Origin of the sequence: Paralcaligenes ureilyticus (assembly GCF_004346225.1) — a bacterium.
Lineage (GTDB): Bacteria > Pseudomonadota > Gammaproteobacteria > Burkholderiales > Burkholderiaceae_B > Paralcaligenes > Paralcaligenes ureilyticus.
The window spans coordinates 57,727-71,217 of sequence record NZ_SMAJ01000010.1; the positions used below are offsets into that span (position 1 = coordinate 57,727).

Genomic DNA, 13,491 nt, shown 5'->3' on the forward strand with positions numbered 1-13,491 from the left:
ATAGCCGGTATTTTACGGGGGAATACGATAAATTGCTTAGCGCGCCGACACGTCATTGCCAAAGGAAAACGCGCCGCGCAAGCCTCTTCCCCCGGCGCCGGCCCACTTTGTCAGGACTTGTTACCGGCGCGGATCGCCGACTTCGGACGAAACGCGCGTACGACTTGTTCGCGTGTCTCGATATAAGGGCCGCCGATCAGGTCGATGCAATACGGCACCGCCGCAAAAATGCCTGCCGCCAAGGTGTTCCCCTGGGCGTCTTTCAAGCCTTCAAGCGTTTCCCGGATGGCCTTGGGCTGGCCGGGCAGATTGATGATCAGGGCCGCGTGTTGTGGCGTTTCGCGTATTACCGCCACCTGTCGCGACAGGATAGCGGTGGGCACGAACCGCAGGCTGATCTGGCGCATCTGCTCACCGAAGCCGGGCATTTCACGGCTGGCGACAGCCAGGGTCGCTTCGGGCGTGACATCGCGCCGGGCCGGGCCCGTGCCCCCCGTGGTCAACACCAGATCGCAACCCATCTCGTCGACCAGATGAATCAGGGTGGCCGAAATCTGCTGCCGCTCATCGGGAATCAGGCGCGCGGCAAACTGGCAAGAGCCAACCAGAGCCGCTTCAAGCCACGCCTGCAGGGCAGGAATGCCCTGATCTTCGTAGACGCCGCTGGAAGCACGGTCGGAAATGGAAACCAGGCCCACCAACAGTTCATCGGGATGGCTGCGGACAAGAGGGGTATGTGCTGACATGTTTTTCCTGGGCTGGCGCTAAGTGTTCTGGCTGGCTTTCGTTCTGGTTGGTTTTTGTTCTGGCTGGTTTTTGTAGCGGCACCCCTTGTGGGTGCCATTTCTGAATAATGTAATCCTGTTTTCAATAACGTAATTTTGCGGATACCGTTTTGATTGCCAAATTTTTGCCACCCACAAGGGGTGGCACTACAAACGCCGCCAGCGCTACAAACGCCACTACCTACACGCAACGGCCGCCATCCACCTCCAGGCACGCACCGGTGACGAACGCAGCCTCATCCGAAGCGAAATACAAAGCGGCATTGGCAATATCCTGAGGCGTAGAGAAGCGCCCCATGGGAATGCTTGACAGGAATTTCTCGCGATTCGCCGGCGTATCGGGCATGCCCATAAAATCTTCCAGCAAAGCCGTTGCGCCGATAACCGGGTTAACGCAGTTGACCCGTATATTGTCCTTGCCCAGTTCAGCCGCCATGGCTTTGCTGGCGGTAACGACCGCGCCCTTGGTGCTGTTGTACCAGACCAGGCCGGGGCGCGGACGAATCGCCGCTGTCGAGGCAATATTGACAAACGAACCGCCGCCCTGCTGGCGGAAGTACGGCACGATATGTTTGGCCGTCCAGAAAATACTTTTGACATTGACACGAAAGACCCGCTCGAAATCGTCCTCCGTGATCTCAAGCAAAGGCTTGTTTTTATGCGTGGTGCCCGCGTTATTCACCACGCAGTGCAAGACGCCATAAGCCTTCAGGGTTTCGGCCAGCAGATTGGCAATGCTGGCTCCATCGGTCACATCCACGGCGCAAAACGACGCGTCGCCACCCGCCTGGCGGATCTGCTCACACACAGCCTGCCCATGCTCCTTGTGAATGTCGGCCACCACCACGCGTGCACCCTCACGCGCAAAGGTATGCGCAATGCCCGCGCCGAAACCCGAACCCGCCCCCGTCACAACGGCCACTTTTCCTTCCAAACGCATATCTGCTCCTTTTCGAATATTTTTTAATGCTTGATTGCAATAGTCTTGACTGTCGTAAACCCGTAAAGGGCCTCAAAACCCTTTTCACGGCCGAAGCCCGACTGCCCCGTGCCGCCAAAAGGCAGCTCTACTCCGCCGCCCGCGCCGTAATTGTTTACAAACACCTGCCCGGCCCGCACATGCCGCGCCATGCGCATCTGGCGAGCACCGTCCTGAGTCCAGACGCCCGCCACCAGCCCAAACGGCGTACTGTTGGCCAGACGCAGCGCATCGGCCTCGTGCTCGAACGCAATGGCCGCCAGCACCGGCCCGAAAATTTCCTCCTGGGCCAGCCGATGCCCGGGAGGCACGTGGCTAAGCAATACCGGCGGCTGATAAAAACCGGTGGCAGGAGCCGAGGTTTCCAACGTTCCGCGCGCGGCCACCGTAATGGAAGCCTCGTCGGCCTCGGCCAAAAAGCCCTGCACGCGAGCCAGTTGCCTGGCGCTGATCAGCGGCCCGCAATCCAGGTTTTCGCTGGCCGGCCCGGTACGCGTACAGGCAAACAGCTCGGAGAGCCGATCCATAAGCGTTGTATATAGCGGACGTTGAATCAGCAAGCGGCTGCCCGCCGAACACGTTTGGCCCGCGTTCTGCAAAATGGCATTGAGCAGCACCGGCAGGGCGGCGTCGATATCGGCATCGGAAAACACAATCTGCGGCGACTTCCCGCCCAGCTCCAGCGTGGCCGGCGCAAAATGGCCGGCCGCAGCCTGCGCCACCTGCCTGCCCGTTTGCGGCGAACCGGTAAACGAAATATGGTCGATACCCGGATGAGCCGACAAAGCCGCGCCCGCCTCGGCGCCCAGACCGGTACAAATATTCAAAGCCCCCGGCGGCAACCCGACATCGAGCGCAATCTGCGCCAATTCCAGTAACGACACACAAGCGTCTTCCGCCGGTTTGACCACACAGGCGTTGCCGGCCGCCAGGGCCGCGCCCACGCTGCGACCGAAAATCTGCAAAGGATAATTCCAGGGGATGATATGCCCTGTCACCCCATGCGGCTCGCGCACCGTCAGCACAGTAAAGTCCTGCGGATAAGGGATGGTCGTACCGTGCAGCTTGTCGACCGCGCCGCCGTAAAACTCGAAATAGCGCGCCACCGCCGCCGCATCCGCCCGGCCCTGCTTCAAAGGCTTGCCGGTGTCTTTGGATTCGATCTGCGCCAAGTGCTCCTGACGATCCTGCAAGGCCACGCTCAGGCGCAACAACAGACGGCTGCGCTCGCTGGGCGCCATTTTGCCCCAGGCCCCGTTATAAGCCGCTCGCGCCGCCGTCACCGCAGCATCGATATCCGCAGCCCGCGAGCGCGCAATAGAGGAATATTCCTGCCCATCGGAAGGATCGATCACGGGTAAGGATTCACCCGTCTGGGCACCCACCCAACGGTTCGCTATGAAATTTTGATATGCCATGGCTTCGTCTCTTTAATTGGGCCGGCGCAGTGCGCCTGACGCCGAACGGGATGCAGCGACATAAGTATAGTCCGCAGAAAACGGATGGCCATCGCCATGGCAGAGGGTGATGGCAGCCACAAGGGCTGCCGCTACAAATACATACCCGCCACTTGTAGCGGCAGCCCTTGTGGCTGCCATCCAAGCCCCGGACAGCCGAGGCGCCAGATACAATGACCCGCGGCAACATTCACAAACACGACGACTGCAATTACCTGCAATCCGGGAGAACCATGGCGGGCAAACGCGTTTTACTGGCCGGTGCAGGCGACCTGTGCCGGCGTGCCGCACATTTATTGCTGGCGCAAGGCGACGAAGTATGGGGTCTTCGCCGCCACCCGCCCGTGCACGACACCTCCGGCATACGCTGGCTGGCAGGCGATCTGACGCAAAAGCTCGACTTGCCGCTCACAGGCATCACCCACATCATTTACGCCCCCACCCCTACGGCAAACCACGGCACGCCTACAGCCGGCCGCCATTCAGCAATATCTTCCCGCCCCGACGAAGCCGCCTACCGCGCGGTGTTTCTGCACGGCTTGCAAAACCTCCTTGGCATATTGGACAGGCAAACGCTGCAACGATTCCTGTTCATCTCGTCCAGTGCCGTCTACGGCGCGCAGGGCGACGTATGGGTGGACGAAACCACACCACCCAACCCCAGTAACTTTAACGGGCAAGTACTGCTCGAGGCGGAACAATGGCTGGCCGCCCAACTGCCCAACGCCATCTGCTTCCGGCTGGCTGGCCTGTATGGACCTGGCCGACTGACCTTGCTCGAACGCCTGAAACAAGGCCACGCCGCCGTGCCGCGGCACTCAGTCCACTGGGCCAACCGCTTCCACATCGACGACGCCGCCCGCGCCGCCGTACATCTGTTGGAGCTCAAACAGCCCGAAGCCTGCTACATAGGCGCGGACAACTATCCGCACAGAATCGACGAACTCTACGACGCACTGGCTGCCATGCTGAATGTCGACCCGCCCCCCGCCGCCCCTCCCTCCGACAAACCGGGCAACAAACGCCTGAACAACGCACGCCTGAGAACCAGCGGATTCGAGCCCGCCTGGCCCGACGCCATCGAAGGCTATCGCGCCCTGATTGACGGAGCGCGGTGATGCCGGGCGTTCAGTCGTCTTGGCATCGTGTTGTCGCTTTGTGCAGCGTTGTGTGTTACCCACAAGGGGTGGCGCTACATGAGCGAGCGCCACGCAAACATCAACGACGCGAGCGTCGTGGCCAGTCAAGGTGGGGCGGGCGATTCGGGCGCGCCGCGCGCAGGGCCGGCTTCGGGGAGGCAAGGCGTGCGCTGTTTGAGTGGGACGATTGCGAATAGCCCAGTGGGCTATTCGCCCCACGAGTTCGCACGCCGCCCCGAAGCCGGCCCTGCGCGCGGGAAGTCATGGCGCAGCCATGACCGGGCCCGTCAGAGCCCGATCCGCCTTGACTGGCCATGACGCGGGGCTAGAAGGTTCTGGACAAGATAGCTAGGCTGACACAAAAAAATGCCACCTTCAGCGAATGCCACCCACAAGGGGTGGCGCTACAGGGTGGCGCTACGGAAACAGCACCAACAACGTCAGCGCATATTCCCCGTATGCCCCAGCGAATACCGACCAGGCTGCGGCCACACCGTCAGGCCATGGGGCTCAGTTCCAACCCGAATAATCTTGACAGCCCCGCTAGTCGTATTGATCGCATAAACCACGTTATCAAAACGCCCCGATATCCACAAATACTTTCCATCGGCACTGACATTACCCATATCGGGGCTGCCGCCACCCGGGATAGGCCACGTCGCCACCACCTTACCCGTAGCAAAATCCAGCACCGAAATACTTCCCGGTCCCTTGGGCCTGCCGTGAATCTTGTTCGAACCCCGGTTCGTGATATAGAGCTTCGTACCGTCCCGGCTAGGATACAAACCGTGAGTGCCCACGCCCGTCTTGATGAAGCCCACCTTCTTGAAACTGGCCCCATCGATCACGTATACACCGTCGGCCATCATATCGGCCACGTAAAATATTTTGCCATCGGGCGAACTGCGGATATCCTGAGGCATCCCGCCCTTGGCAAGCTTAAGGTAACCCAGCACCTCATGCTTGACCATATCGATCTTGACCAGGCCGCCATCGAATTCGCAGGTAAAAATGGCATAGCGCCCGTCGATGGAATAATCGGCGTGGTTGATCCCCGCGCAGCCGGGAGTCGCCAGCGAAAACTGCAAGGCCATCGTGTGCGGATCACGAAAATCAAGCCGCTTCAACGCTTCGGCGACCACAACCGCCGACTTGCCATCGGGGGTGAAGTACATATTGTAGGGATCGTCCACCTTCACCGCCGCGCCGGGCTTGCCGGTGTCGGGATCGATGGGAGTCAGACTCCCATTGGGCGTGCCCTCGGCATTATTGGCCACCCACAGCGTCTTCAAATCCCAGGAAGGCACCACATGCTGGGGATTCGCACCCACCTTGAAACGGCTCACCACCTTGAATGTGGCCGGATCAATCACGTAAACATCGTTGGACTTCACATTGGGGACATACACCCTGGGCAAGGCGCCGGCCACGGCCGGACTAAGCTTGCCCGCCGTTGCTTCGCTGTAAAGATTGGCCGGGTTGATAACCGCCGGCATGCCCGGGATCGTTTTGATCGGCTGATCGGGCTCGGCGGCGACGGGGTCCAGAGCGGGCCCCATGCTTGGAGAGGCGGTGGACGCACCGGAGGACGCATCAGATCCAACCGCATCGTCGGCCACCGCAACAAGCCGCGAAGATGAACCGCACTGGGAAAGCTCCAGGTCGGGCCCCGCTGGGTTGTTCGCGGTACTGACAGACCGTTCGGGTTCGACTGCCGACACAGCCACCGCATAGATCCCGCTTAAAGCCACAGCAGCGTACAAGGCCGTCTGAAGGAACGGATGCCTGACATGCTTCATTTCGAATATCCCATAAATAATTCCGACCTGTTATCGAGCCGTATCACGACGAATCGCGGCAATCGTCTGGGTAACAATGGCATCGATGCCCAACCGTCCCAACTCGGCGCTGGATCGGCGCGGATCGCCGCCATATACGCCATCGGCCGCGCCCGGCTTGCCCGCTTTGCGCAGTTTGTCCTCGCGCACCATTTGCGGGGCGACCGCCATCAGCAGCGATGTATCAGCCAAACCCGCATGGGTGCCGATCTCATCATCGCGATAGCCGCGCCCACGCAATATTTTTGCAAAGCCTTCGGAACTCGCCCGATAGTATTCGGCAGGCGCGAACGCTCGGGCCGGCGATTTGGCCCAGGCTTTATTCAGGCGATTCGCCACCTGCGTCAGATCTTTCTGGTAGCCGCCGTGATCGCCCAGGAAAACAATATTGCGAAACCCGTGAACCATAAAACTGTTGGCGGCGGATTCCAGAGTTTTCTCGAAGACATCATCGGGAACAGTGATCGTACCGGGAAAGCGCATGTGCGCGGTCGCCGGCTTATATCCGCCTTCAGGCACATAAGCGATAACGGGAGCGACCAGGGCGTTGCCCAGGCCTCGCGCAATCTTCTGCGACAAGACACGAACACGCTCATTGTGCTTGCCCAGCGCGACGTACGGGCCGCTCTGCTCCGTGCCGCCAATGGGAATGATGATCGTGGTCTTGCCCGCCCGGACCAGGTCACGCAGCTCGGTCCAGGTCAGGTCTTCGAGCTGCACGCCAGCAGCGCCCTGGGCGAACGCCACCTGCGCCCCGGCCAACAGGGAAACACCCACAACGAATCGAATCAACGCTAGTAACATGGCAATGTTTGAACAAAACTCGCAAAACCGGCCCAGTAAAATAGGCCTTGCAGACCCAGCCGGCAATCGGCTTATGCGGCGGTGTGTCGCCACACATAAGCACCCGGTGAAATCATACTGTAAAACACAGCCTTTTTACGGCTTGCAACGCCATGGTAGTACGATAGCTGACAATTCCCAGTTCAGACCCGACTCACCCTTTACTCAAATCAGGAACCCTTATGGCCATTTCCCTCTATGCTGTCTCAGTACCTCTTTGCAAACAAATGCTCAACAGCCTGAGCGCCATTCTGAACAAGGCGCAAGCGCATGCCAGCGCGAAGAACATCGAACCCGACGCATTGCTTCAGGCTCGCCTGTTTCCCGATATGTTTCCCTTGATCCGCCAGGTGCAAATCGCCACCGACTTCGCTCGTGGCATCTGTGCACGCTTGGCCGGCGCCGATGTGCCCTCTTATGAATCCAGCGAAAAAACCTTTGCCGATCTCCAGGCGTTGATCAGTAAAACCCTGGCATTTATCGACGGCTTCACGCCGGCTCAAATCGACGGTAATGAAGAGCGCATCACGATTTTGCGCCCCGGTACGCCCAAAGAGAAAAAATTCACCAACCAAGCCTATCTGCTGACCTACGGCCTGCCGCAGTTCTATTTTCACGTCACCACCGCCTATGCCATCCTGCGCCACAACGGCATCGAAATAGGCAAGCGTGACTACATGGGCGCCTGAGCGGCTTCCAGACATTTGCCGGGCGGGCATGGATGCCTCGTCCGGCAAGGGCCATCAGGTAAGTTCTGTCATGACGCGGCTTTGGTAGGCCGGCCGCAATGCCAGGCGCCGATACCAGGCCTCCAGATGCGCCAGGGCCGGCCGCTGAATCGGCATTTCAAACCAGGCGTATATCAAGCAAGCCAGCGGAATATCGCCCATGCCGAAATCGCTGCCCGACAAAAACGGCTTTTTGGCCAAGGCCGCGTCAACAATGCTCAGATGATCCGCACAGGCTTGCAAGCCCCGTTGGGCCACATCCTTTTTCCTCTGCTCGGCCGGCAGCCGGACCGTATTTAAAAACAGATCCTTATAAGGTGCGGTAAACGTCGAGGTCGCCCAATCCATCCACTGATCGGCCATCGCCCGCTGCGTCAAATCCCGGGGGTACAAAGCGCCCTCGCCATGCTTGGCGCAAAGATAGCGCACAATCGCATTGGACTCCCAAAGGGTGAAGCCATCATCCTGAATACACGGCACGAGGCCATTAGGATTCATCGCCCGATACTCGGGCGTCTTCACGACACCGAAGGCACCGCCCGCAACAACGTGCTCGTAGGAAATTCCCAGTTCGTCGGCACACCAAAGCACTTTTTTGACATTACTTGAATTCTGGCGACCCCATATCGTTAACATGCCGGCTTCCCTCTGTTTGAGATTCAGAGCTTCCATTATATAGACCCATGTCATTGAAGACCCATGTCATTGACAACTTAATCAACGCGCGCAGCAGGCCGTCCGGCTGACCCGATGCTCGCGAAATAGCCGACATCGCCTGCGGGGTGGTCACTGTAGCGGCACCCCTTGTGGGTGCCATCGCCGCTCTGCAGGTATCGGGTTAATCGCCAGGCCGTTAGATGGCACCCACAAGGGGTGCCGCTACAACAAGGGGCGCCGCTACAAATACAGCGGGAAAAGACAGTCACGCCACCGCAAAATCTGAAATAATCAAATACGATGGAATAAAGCGGTTATCGTGCTCGTATACCCTGGAGTACGCCCTATACCTTGGAGTACGCACGATCAACACCGATCTCATCCGGAGACTTCATCATGAACAAACGACTCTTCATTTCCTCTTTGATACTGGCCGGCGGCAGCCTGCTCGGACTTGCCGCCCAGGCCGCCGCGCCGGTTGGCATGAACGGCACAATGCTGGTGGACAAGGCCGGCATGACGCTTTACACGTTCGACAAAGATGCTGCCAATAGCGGCAAAAGCGTCTGCAATGGAGGTTGCGCGACCAACTGGCCGCCTTTGAAGGCCGACGAACACGCCAAGGCCAGCGGCAACTTCACCCTCGTCAAGCGTGACGACGGCACCATGCAATGGGCCCACAAAGGCAAGCCTCTGTATCATTTCGCGTCCGACAAAAAGCCGGGCGACAAAAGCGGCGACAACTTCAAGAATATGTGGCGCACAGCCCAGGAATAAGGCCCAGGCAGCGATGGCGGATCCATTGCCGATGAGTGACGAAAGTGCGCAGATGGTGGCGTGCCTGCCCCGCCTGCGCCGTTATGCACGCGCCCTCATCGGCGAGCGCAACGCCGCCGACGACCTGGTCCAGGACACCTGCGAACGCGCCTGGGCCCGGCTGGCCACGTGGCGCCGCGATAGCGACATGCGTGCCTGGCTATTCGGGATTATGCATAACCTGCATGTCGATCAGCACCGCAAACCAAGGCTAACCACTACCCCTATGGACGACGCCAGCCTCGCGGTCTCTACCCGCGCCACCCAAACCGATTTTCTGGAAATTCGGGATATCGAAGCCGCGCTGGCACAGTTGCAGGTCGAACAACGCGAGGTATTGCTGCTTGTGGCCCTGGAAGACATGCGCTACGAGGAAGCAGCCAAAATACTGGGCATTCCTTTGGGCACGGTTATGTCGCGACTCTCACGGGCCAGGGAAAAAATGCGTTCCCTCATGCACGTAAACACCCAGACCAGCCTGTTAAAGGTAGTCAAATGAGTCTCTTGCCCATTACCGAAGCCGAGCTCCAGGCCTTTATCGAGGACGTGCTCCCCGAGCCGAGGCGCGTGGATCTCGAGGTTTATCTGGCCGCGCACCCGGCCGAGGCCGAACGGCTCAGAGCATTGCGCGAACAAAAGCTTGCGCTCAAAGCGCTATACGACCCGATATTGGACGAACCCATACCGGCAAGACTGCAGATCGCGGCCAGCGGCCCTGCGCGCGTCTCCCAACGCTGGCTGCCGGCAAGCCTGCCGCGTGTCGCGGCCAGCCTGGCTCTGGTCGCGGCGGGCGCCGCAGCGGGCTGGATGGGGCGCGGCGCAACGGATCCCGGCTCGCTCGACATGCAGGCAAGCGACTCCACCTCCACAAGAGTCCAGATGGCAAGCCTGGCCCGTTATGCCGCCATGGCGCATCAGGTCTACAGCCCCGAAGTACGTCACCCGGTGGAGGTGGGCGTCGATCAGGAAGATCAACTGGTGAAGTGGCTGTCCAAACGGCTTGGATCAACCCTGCGCCCACCCAAGCTCAAGCCTCTGGGCTACGAATTGATGGGAGGCAGGCTGCTGCCGGGCTCAAATGGCCCCGTTGCGCAATTCATGTATGAAGACGCCGCCAAACATCGGCTGACGCTTTACGTTTCGACCGAAAACACAGCCAACAAAAATACCGGATTCCGTTTTGCCCGGGAAGGCTCGATCAATGTTTTCTACTGGATCGACGGCAAATGCGGCTACGCCTTGTCCGCGGATATCGACAAGGCACAACTGACACAACTGGCCACGGCCGTCTACGAGCAGCTCGAGCCGAGCTAGAGGATGTGCCACCCACAAGGGGTGGCGCTACATGGCCCACGGTCACGTTCGTCCAGCAGCGTCTATCTTTTGTGGCCGCCTCATTTTTGCAATGACGCCTATCCCTGTAGCGGCAGCCCTTGTGGCTGCCATTTTCATCAGTCTAGCGTCGTGGGCGGTTAAGGTGGGGCGGGCGATTCGGGCGCTAGTCCCTCCACCCCAGCGCCATTAGTCTCGCACTGAAGGCGCAAGAAAACTATACAAGTGGGACGTTTGCGATCAGTCCAGTGGACTGATCGCCCCACGAGTTCGCACGCCGCCCCGAAGCCGGCCCTGCGCGCGGGAAGTCATGGCGCAGCCATGACCGCGCCCGTCCGAGCCCGATCCACCTTAACCGGCCATGACGCGGGGCTAGAAGAAGGTTTTAGGCAAGATAGGATTAATGCGAAAAAAATGCCACCCACAAGGGGTGGCGCTACAAACAAAATGGCACCCACAAGGGGTGCCACCACAACCATCAGGCGAACCTGATGGTCTACTGCCCTTCCAGGAAGCTCTTCAGCTTATCGGCACGGCTGGGGTGACGCAGCTTGCGCAAGGCCTTGGCTTCGATTTGACGAATCCGCTCGCGGGTGACGTCGAACTGCTTGCCGACTTCTTCCAGCGTTTGATCCGTGCTCATCTCGATCCCGAAACGCATGCGCAGCACTTTGGCTTCGCGCGGGGTGAGCGAATCGAGCACTTCCTTGACGACGTCGCGCATCGAACCATGCAAGGCGAACTCGGACGGCGACAGCGTGCCCGTGTCTTCGATGAAATCGCCCAAATGCGAATCATCGTCGTCGCCTATGGGCGTTTCCATCGATATCGGCTCTTTGGCGATTTTAAGGATCTTGCGTACCTTGTCTTCAGGCATATCCATTTTCTGCGCCAGGGTTGCGGGATCGGGCTCGGCGCCGGTCTCCTGCAGAATCTGGCGATTGATGCGATTCATTTTATTGATCGTTTCAATCATATGAACCGGGATACGGATCGTGCGCGCCTGGTCGGCAATGGAACGCGTAATGGCCTGTCGTATCCACCACGTTGCATAGGTGGAGAACTTGTAGCCGCGACGGTATTCGAACTTGTCGACTGCCTTCATGAGGCCGATATTGCCTTCCTGGATAAGATCCAGGAACTGCAGCCCGCGATTGGTGTATTTCTTGGCAATCGAAATCACCAGCCGCAAATTGGCTTCCGTCATTTCGCGCTTGGCCTTGCGAGCTTTCGCTTCGCCGGTCGCCATGCGCTTGTTGACGTCTTTAAGGTCTTTCAACGGCAGCACTACGCTGGCCTGCAAATCGATCAGCTTCTGTTGCAGTTCTTGCACAGCGGGGATATGGCGCTCGAGCGTTTCCGAATAATCGTGCCCGGCCGCCACTTCGCGCAAGACCCAGCCCAGATCGGTTTCGTGGCCCGGAAACGCCTTGATGAAATACGCGCGCGGCATGTTGGCGCGATCGACACACGTATGCAGAACCGCGCGTTCGAGCTTGCGCACATCGGCTACCTGGCGGCGCAGGGTATCAGCCAGCCTTTCGACCATTTTCGCCGTAAAGCGTATGCCCATCAACTCATTCAGAATGGCTTCTTGCGCCTGGATATAGTTTTGCGCTTCGTACCCTTCTTTTTCGAACGCCCGGCGCATTTTCTCGAACCAGACGTTAATGACTTCGAATTTTTTCAGTGATTGCACGCGCAGCACTTCAAGCTGCTTGCTGCTCATCCCGCCCGCCGGCCCGTCTTCGTTTTCGTCGCTTTCCACCGTGACGCCGGCCCCGGCATATTCTTCTCCTTCCTGATCAATCAGGCCATCGACCACCTCATCGATTTGCGCCGTGCCTTCGCGCACGCGCTGGATGTGGCTGAGAATTTCGTTGACGGTGGTCGGGCACGCGGCAATCGCCATCACCATGTGCTTCAAGCCATCTTCGATGCGCTTGGCAATCTCGATCTCGCCTTCGCGGGTCAACAGCTCGACCGTGCCCATTTCCCGCATGTACATCCGTACAGGGTCGGTGGTGCGGCCGAAATCCGAATCCACGGTCGTCAGGGCCGCCTCGGCTTCGTCTTCGACGTCGTCGTCGCTCGAAGCCACCGGTGCGTTGTCGCTCAGCAGCAGCGTTTCGGCATCCGGCGCCTGGTCGTAAACGGCAATGCCCATGTCGCTAAAGGTGCTGATAATGCCGTCAATCGCCTCGGCATCGACCAGGTCATCGGGCAGATGATCGTTGATCTCGCCGTAAGTCAGGTAGCCGCGATCTTTACCCAGCTTGATCAGGACCTTCAGACGGTTGCGGCGAGCCTCTTGCTCTTCGGGCGTCATCTGGCTGCGCGCCGGCGCATCTTTATCGGCCTTGGCGCGCTTACCGCCGCGCTTGGGCAAAGGTTTCAGATCGGGGATGACTTCGGCTTCGCCATCGGCATCGTCGTCAAAATCGGGCCGGTCATTATTCGCATTTTTGGCGGGGCGCCCAGGACGACGCCCGCTGGGGATCGCGCGCGCAGCAGTCTTGGACAATTTTTTTGCCTCGCCACCCTCTGCGGCCTTATCAACTTTGACCGATGGGTCGCCCGCCGTCTTGGCGGCTGCGGCTTTCTTGGGCGTTGCATTTTTTGCAACGGCCTTGCCTGCCGCGGCCTTGGCACCAGCCGCCGTGCTCGCGACAGCGGCCCCTTTTACCTTGCTCGCAGCCTTGTCGACACTTTTGGACGCGGCGGCCACGCCCGTTTTTTTAGCAGCTTCTTTTTTAGCTGCCAAAGAGGTTTTACCAGTTGCTTGAGTCATAGTCGCTTCCGTAGGCGCAAACACACTCGGCGGGCAGATGACGCCAGCCGAATGTTGCAGGGCAGAACTTACTTATCGCAAGAGTTTGACGTAGCGCGCAAAAACCCTGATGTCCGTGCGAAGCCC

Annotated in this window: 13 protein-coding genes; 6 read left to right on the forward strand and 7 right to left on the reverse strand. The window is 59.3% G+C overall.

Translation table 11 applies throughout. From position 1 onward, the window contains the following. Nucleotides 1–110 precede the first annotated feature (110 nt). The 3 genes from mog to EDC26_RS13260 all read right to left on the reverse strand — a co-directional run bounded on the left by mog (nucleotide 111) and on the right by EDC26_RS13260 (nucleotide 3,182). Nucleotides 111–746 carry a molybdopterin adenylyltransferase gene (mog, locus tag EDC26_RS13250; protein WP_132583375.1) on the reverse strand — a complete coding sequence of 212 codons (636 nt, stop codon included), beginning with the start codon at nucleotides 744–746 and terminating at the stop codon, nucleotides 111–113. Nucleotides 747–966: 220 nt separating this feature from the next. After that, entirely contained in the window at nucleotides 967–1,725 is a 759-nt protein-coding gene (locus EDC26_RS13255) for an SDR family oxidoreductase (protein ID WP_132583377.1), read from the reverse strand. Between the two features lie 23 nt (nucleotides 1,726–1,748). Continuing rightward, nucleotides 1,749–3,182: an aldehyde dehydrogenase family protein gene (locus tag EDC26_RS13260; protein ID WP_132583379.1), complete on the reverse strand. Its 1,434-nt coding sequence runs from the start codon at nucleotides 3,180–3,182 to the stop codon at nucleotides 1,749–1,751. 212 nt (nucleotides 3,183–3,394) lie between these two features. Here EDC26_RS13260 and EDC26_RS13265 point away from each other — a divergent pair, with 212 nt between their 5' ends. Beyond that, nucleotides 3,395–4,339 (forward strand): NAD-dependent epimerase/dehydratase family protein, encoded by a 945-nt coding sequence (locus tag EDC26_RS13265; RefSeq protein WP_425012669.1) that lies wholly within the window; start codon nucleotides 3,395–3,397, stop codon nucleotides 4,337–4,339. Between the two features lie 78 nt (nucleotides 4,340–4,417). Further along, the gene (locus EDC26_RS13270) at nucleotides 4,418–4,678 is read left to right on the forward strand and encodes a hypothetical protein (protein ID WP_132583381.1); all 261 of its coding nucleotides are present in this window, start codon (nucleotides 4,418–4,420) and stop codon (nucleotides 4,676–4,678) included. A gap of 122 nt (nucleotides 4,679–4,800) precedes the next feature. Here EDC26_RS13270 and EDC26_RS13275 read toward each other — a convergent pair whose 3' ends face one another. Continuing rightward, nucleotides 4,801–5,919, reverse strand: a complete 1,119-nt coding sequence (locus EDC26_RS13275) for a YncE family protein (protein WP_132583497.1) — start codon at nucleotides 5,917–5,919, stop codon at nucleotides 4,801–4,803. Nucleotides 5,920–6,189: 270 nt separating this feature from the next. Continuing rightward, nucleotides 6,190–7,002 carry a creatininase family protein gene (locus EDC26_RS13280; RefSeq protein WP_132583383.1) on the reverse strand — a complete coding sequence of 271 codons (813 nt, stop codon included), beginning with the start codon at nucleotides 7,000–7,002 and terminating at the stop codon, nucleotides 6,190–6,192. 221 nt (nucleotides 7,003–7,223) lie between these two features. Between EDC26_RS13280 and EDC26_RS13285 the strand changes: the two genes are divergently transcribed. After that, on the forward strand, nucleotides 7,224–7,730 hold the full coding sequence (locus tag EDC26_RS13285; RefSeq protein WP_132583385.1) for a DUF1993 domain-containing protein: 507 nt from the start codon (nucleotides 7,224–7,226) through the stop codon (nucleotides 7,728–7,730). A gap of 54 nt (nucleotides 7,731–7,784) precedes the next feature. On the opposite strand, the gene EDC26_RS13290 is transcribed toward EDC26_RS13285, so the two are convergent. Beyond that, nucleotides 7,785–8,405, reverse strand: coding sequence for a glutathione S-transferase family protein (locus EDC26_RS13290; protein WP_132583387.1), 621 nt, complete (start codon nucleotides 8,403–8,405; stop codon nucleotides 7,785–7,787). Between the two features lie 417 nt (nucleotides 8,406–8,822). On the opposite strand from EDC26_RS13290, the gene EDC26_RS13295 reads away from it, so the two are divergent. The 3 genes from EDC26_RS13295 to EDC26_RS13305 are packed head-to-tail and all read left to right on the forward strand — an operon-like array spanning nucleotide 8,823 to nucleotide 10,556. Continuing rightward, on the forward strand, nucleotides 8,823–9,203 hold the full coding sequence (locus EDC26_RS13295; protein WP_132583389.1) for a COG4315 family predicted lipoprotein: 381 nt from the start codon (nucleotides 8,823–8,825) through the stop codon (nucleotides 9,201–9,203). A 31-nt stretch (nucleotides 9,204–9,234) separates the two neighbouring features. After that, entirely contained in the window at nucleotides 9,235–9,741 is a 507-nt protein-coding gene (locus tag EDC26_RS13300; RefSeq protein WP_132583391.1) for an RNA polymerase sigma factor, read from the forward strand. After that, nucleotides 9,738–10,556, forward strand: coding sequence for an anti-sigma factor family protein (locus tag EDC26_RS13305; RefSeq protein WP_132583393.1), 819 nt, complete (start codon nucleotides 9,738–9,740; stop codon nucleotides 10,554–10,556). Before EDC26_RS13300 ends, EDC26_RS13305 begins: the two co-directional genes overlap by 4 nt. A gap of 514 nt (nucleotides 10,557–11,070) precedes the next feature. Here EDC26_RS13305 and rpoD read toward each other — a convergent pair. Further along, nucleotides 11,071–13,365, reverse strand: a complete 2,295-nt coding sequence (rpoD, locus tag EDC26_RS13310; protein ID WP_132583395.1) for an RNA polymerase sigma factor RpoD — start codon at nucleotides 13,363–13,365, stop codon at nucleotides 11,071–11,073. Between the last annotated feature and the right edge of the window lie 126 nt (nucleotides 13,366–13,491).

Bases quoted from the DNA above. Each gene is read 5' to 3' on its own strand.
- EDC26_RS13295 (WP_132583389.1), top strand. From the start codon at position 8,823: ATGAACAAACGACTCTTCATTTCCTCTTTGATACTGGCCGGCGGCAGC.
- EDC26_RS13255 (WP_132583377.1), bottom strand. From the start codon at position 1,725: ATGCGTTTGGAAGGAAAAGTGGCCGTTGTGACGGGGGCGGGTTCGGGT.
- EDC26_RS13260 (WP_132583379.1), bottom strand. From the start codon at position 3,182: ATGGCATATCAAAATTTCATAGCGAACCGTTGGGTGGGTGCCCAGACG.
- EDC26_RS13265 (WP_425012669.1), top strand. From the start codon at position 3,395: ATGACCCGCGGCAACATTCACAAACACGACGACTGCAATTACCTGCAA.
- mog (WP_132583375.1), bottom strand. From the start codon at position 746: ATGTCAGCACATACCCCTCTTGTCCGCAGCCATCCCGATGAACTGTTG.
- rpoD (WP_132583395.1), bottom strand. From the start codon at position 13,365: ATGACTCAAGCAACTGGTAAAACCTCTTTGGCAGCTAAAAAAGAAGCT.
- EDC26_RS13275 (WP_132583497.1), bottom strand. From the start codon at position 5,919: ATGGGGCCCGCTCTGGACCCCGTCGCCGCCGAGCCCGATCAGCCGATC.
- EDC26_RS13280 (WP_132583383.1), bottom strand. From the start codon at position 7,002: ATGTTACTAGCGTTGATTCGATTCGTTGTGGGTGTTTCCCTGTTGGCC.
- EDC26_RS13300 (WP_132583391.1), top strand. From the start codon at position 9,235: ATGAGTGACGAAAGTGCGCAGATGGTGGCGTGCCTGCCCCGCCTGCGC.
- EDC26_RS13285 (WP_132583385.1), top strand. From the start codon at position 7,224: ATGGCCATTTCCCTCTATGCTGTCTCAGTACCTCTTTGCAAACAAATG.
- EDC26_RS13270 (WP_132583381.1), top strand. From the start codon at position 4,418: ATGAGCGAGCGCCACGCAAACATCAACGACGCGAGCGTCGTGGCCAGT.
- EDC26_RS13290 (WP_132583387.1), bottom strand. From the start codon at position 8,405: ATGTTAACGATATGGGGTCGCCAGAATTCAAGTAATGTCAAAAAAGTG.
- EDC26_RS13305 (WP_132583393.1), top strand. From the start codon at position 9,738: ATGAGTCTCTTGCCCATTACCGAAGCCGAGCTCCAGGCCTTTATCGAG.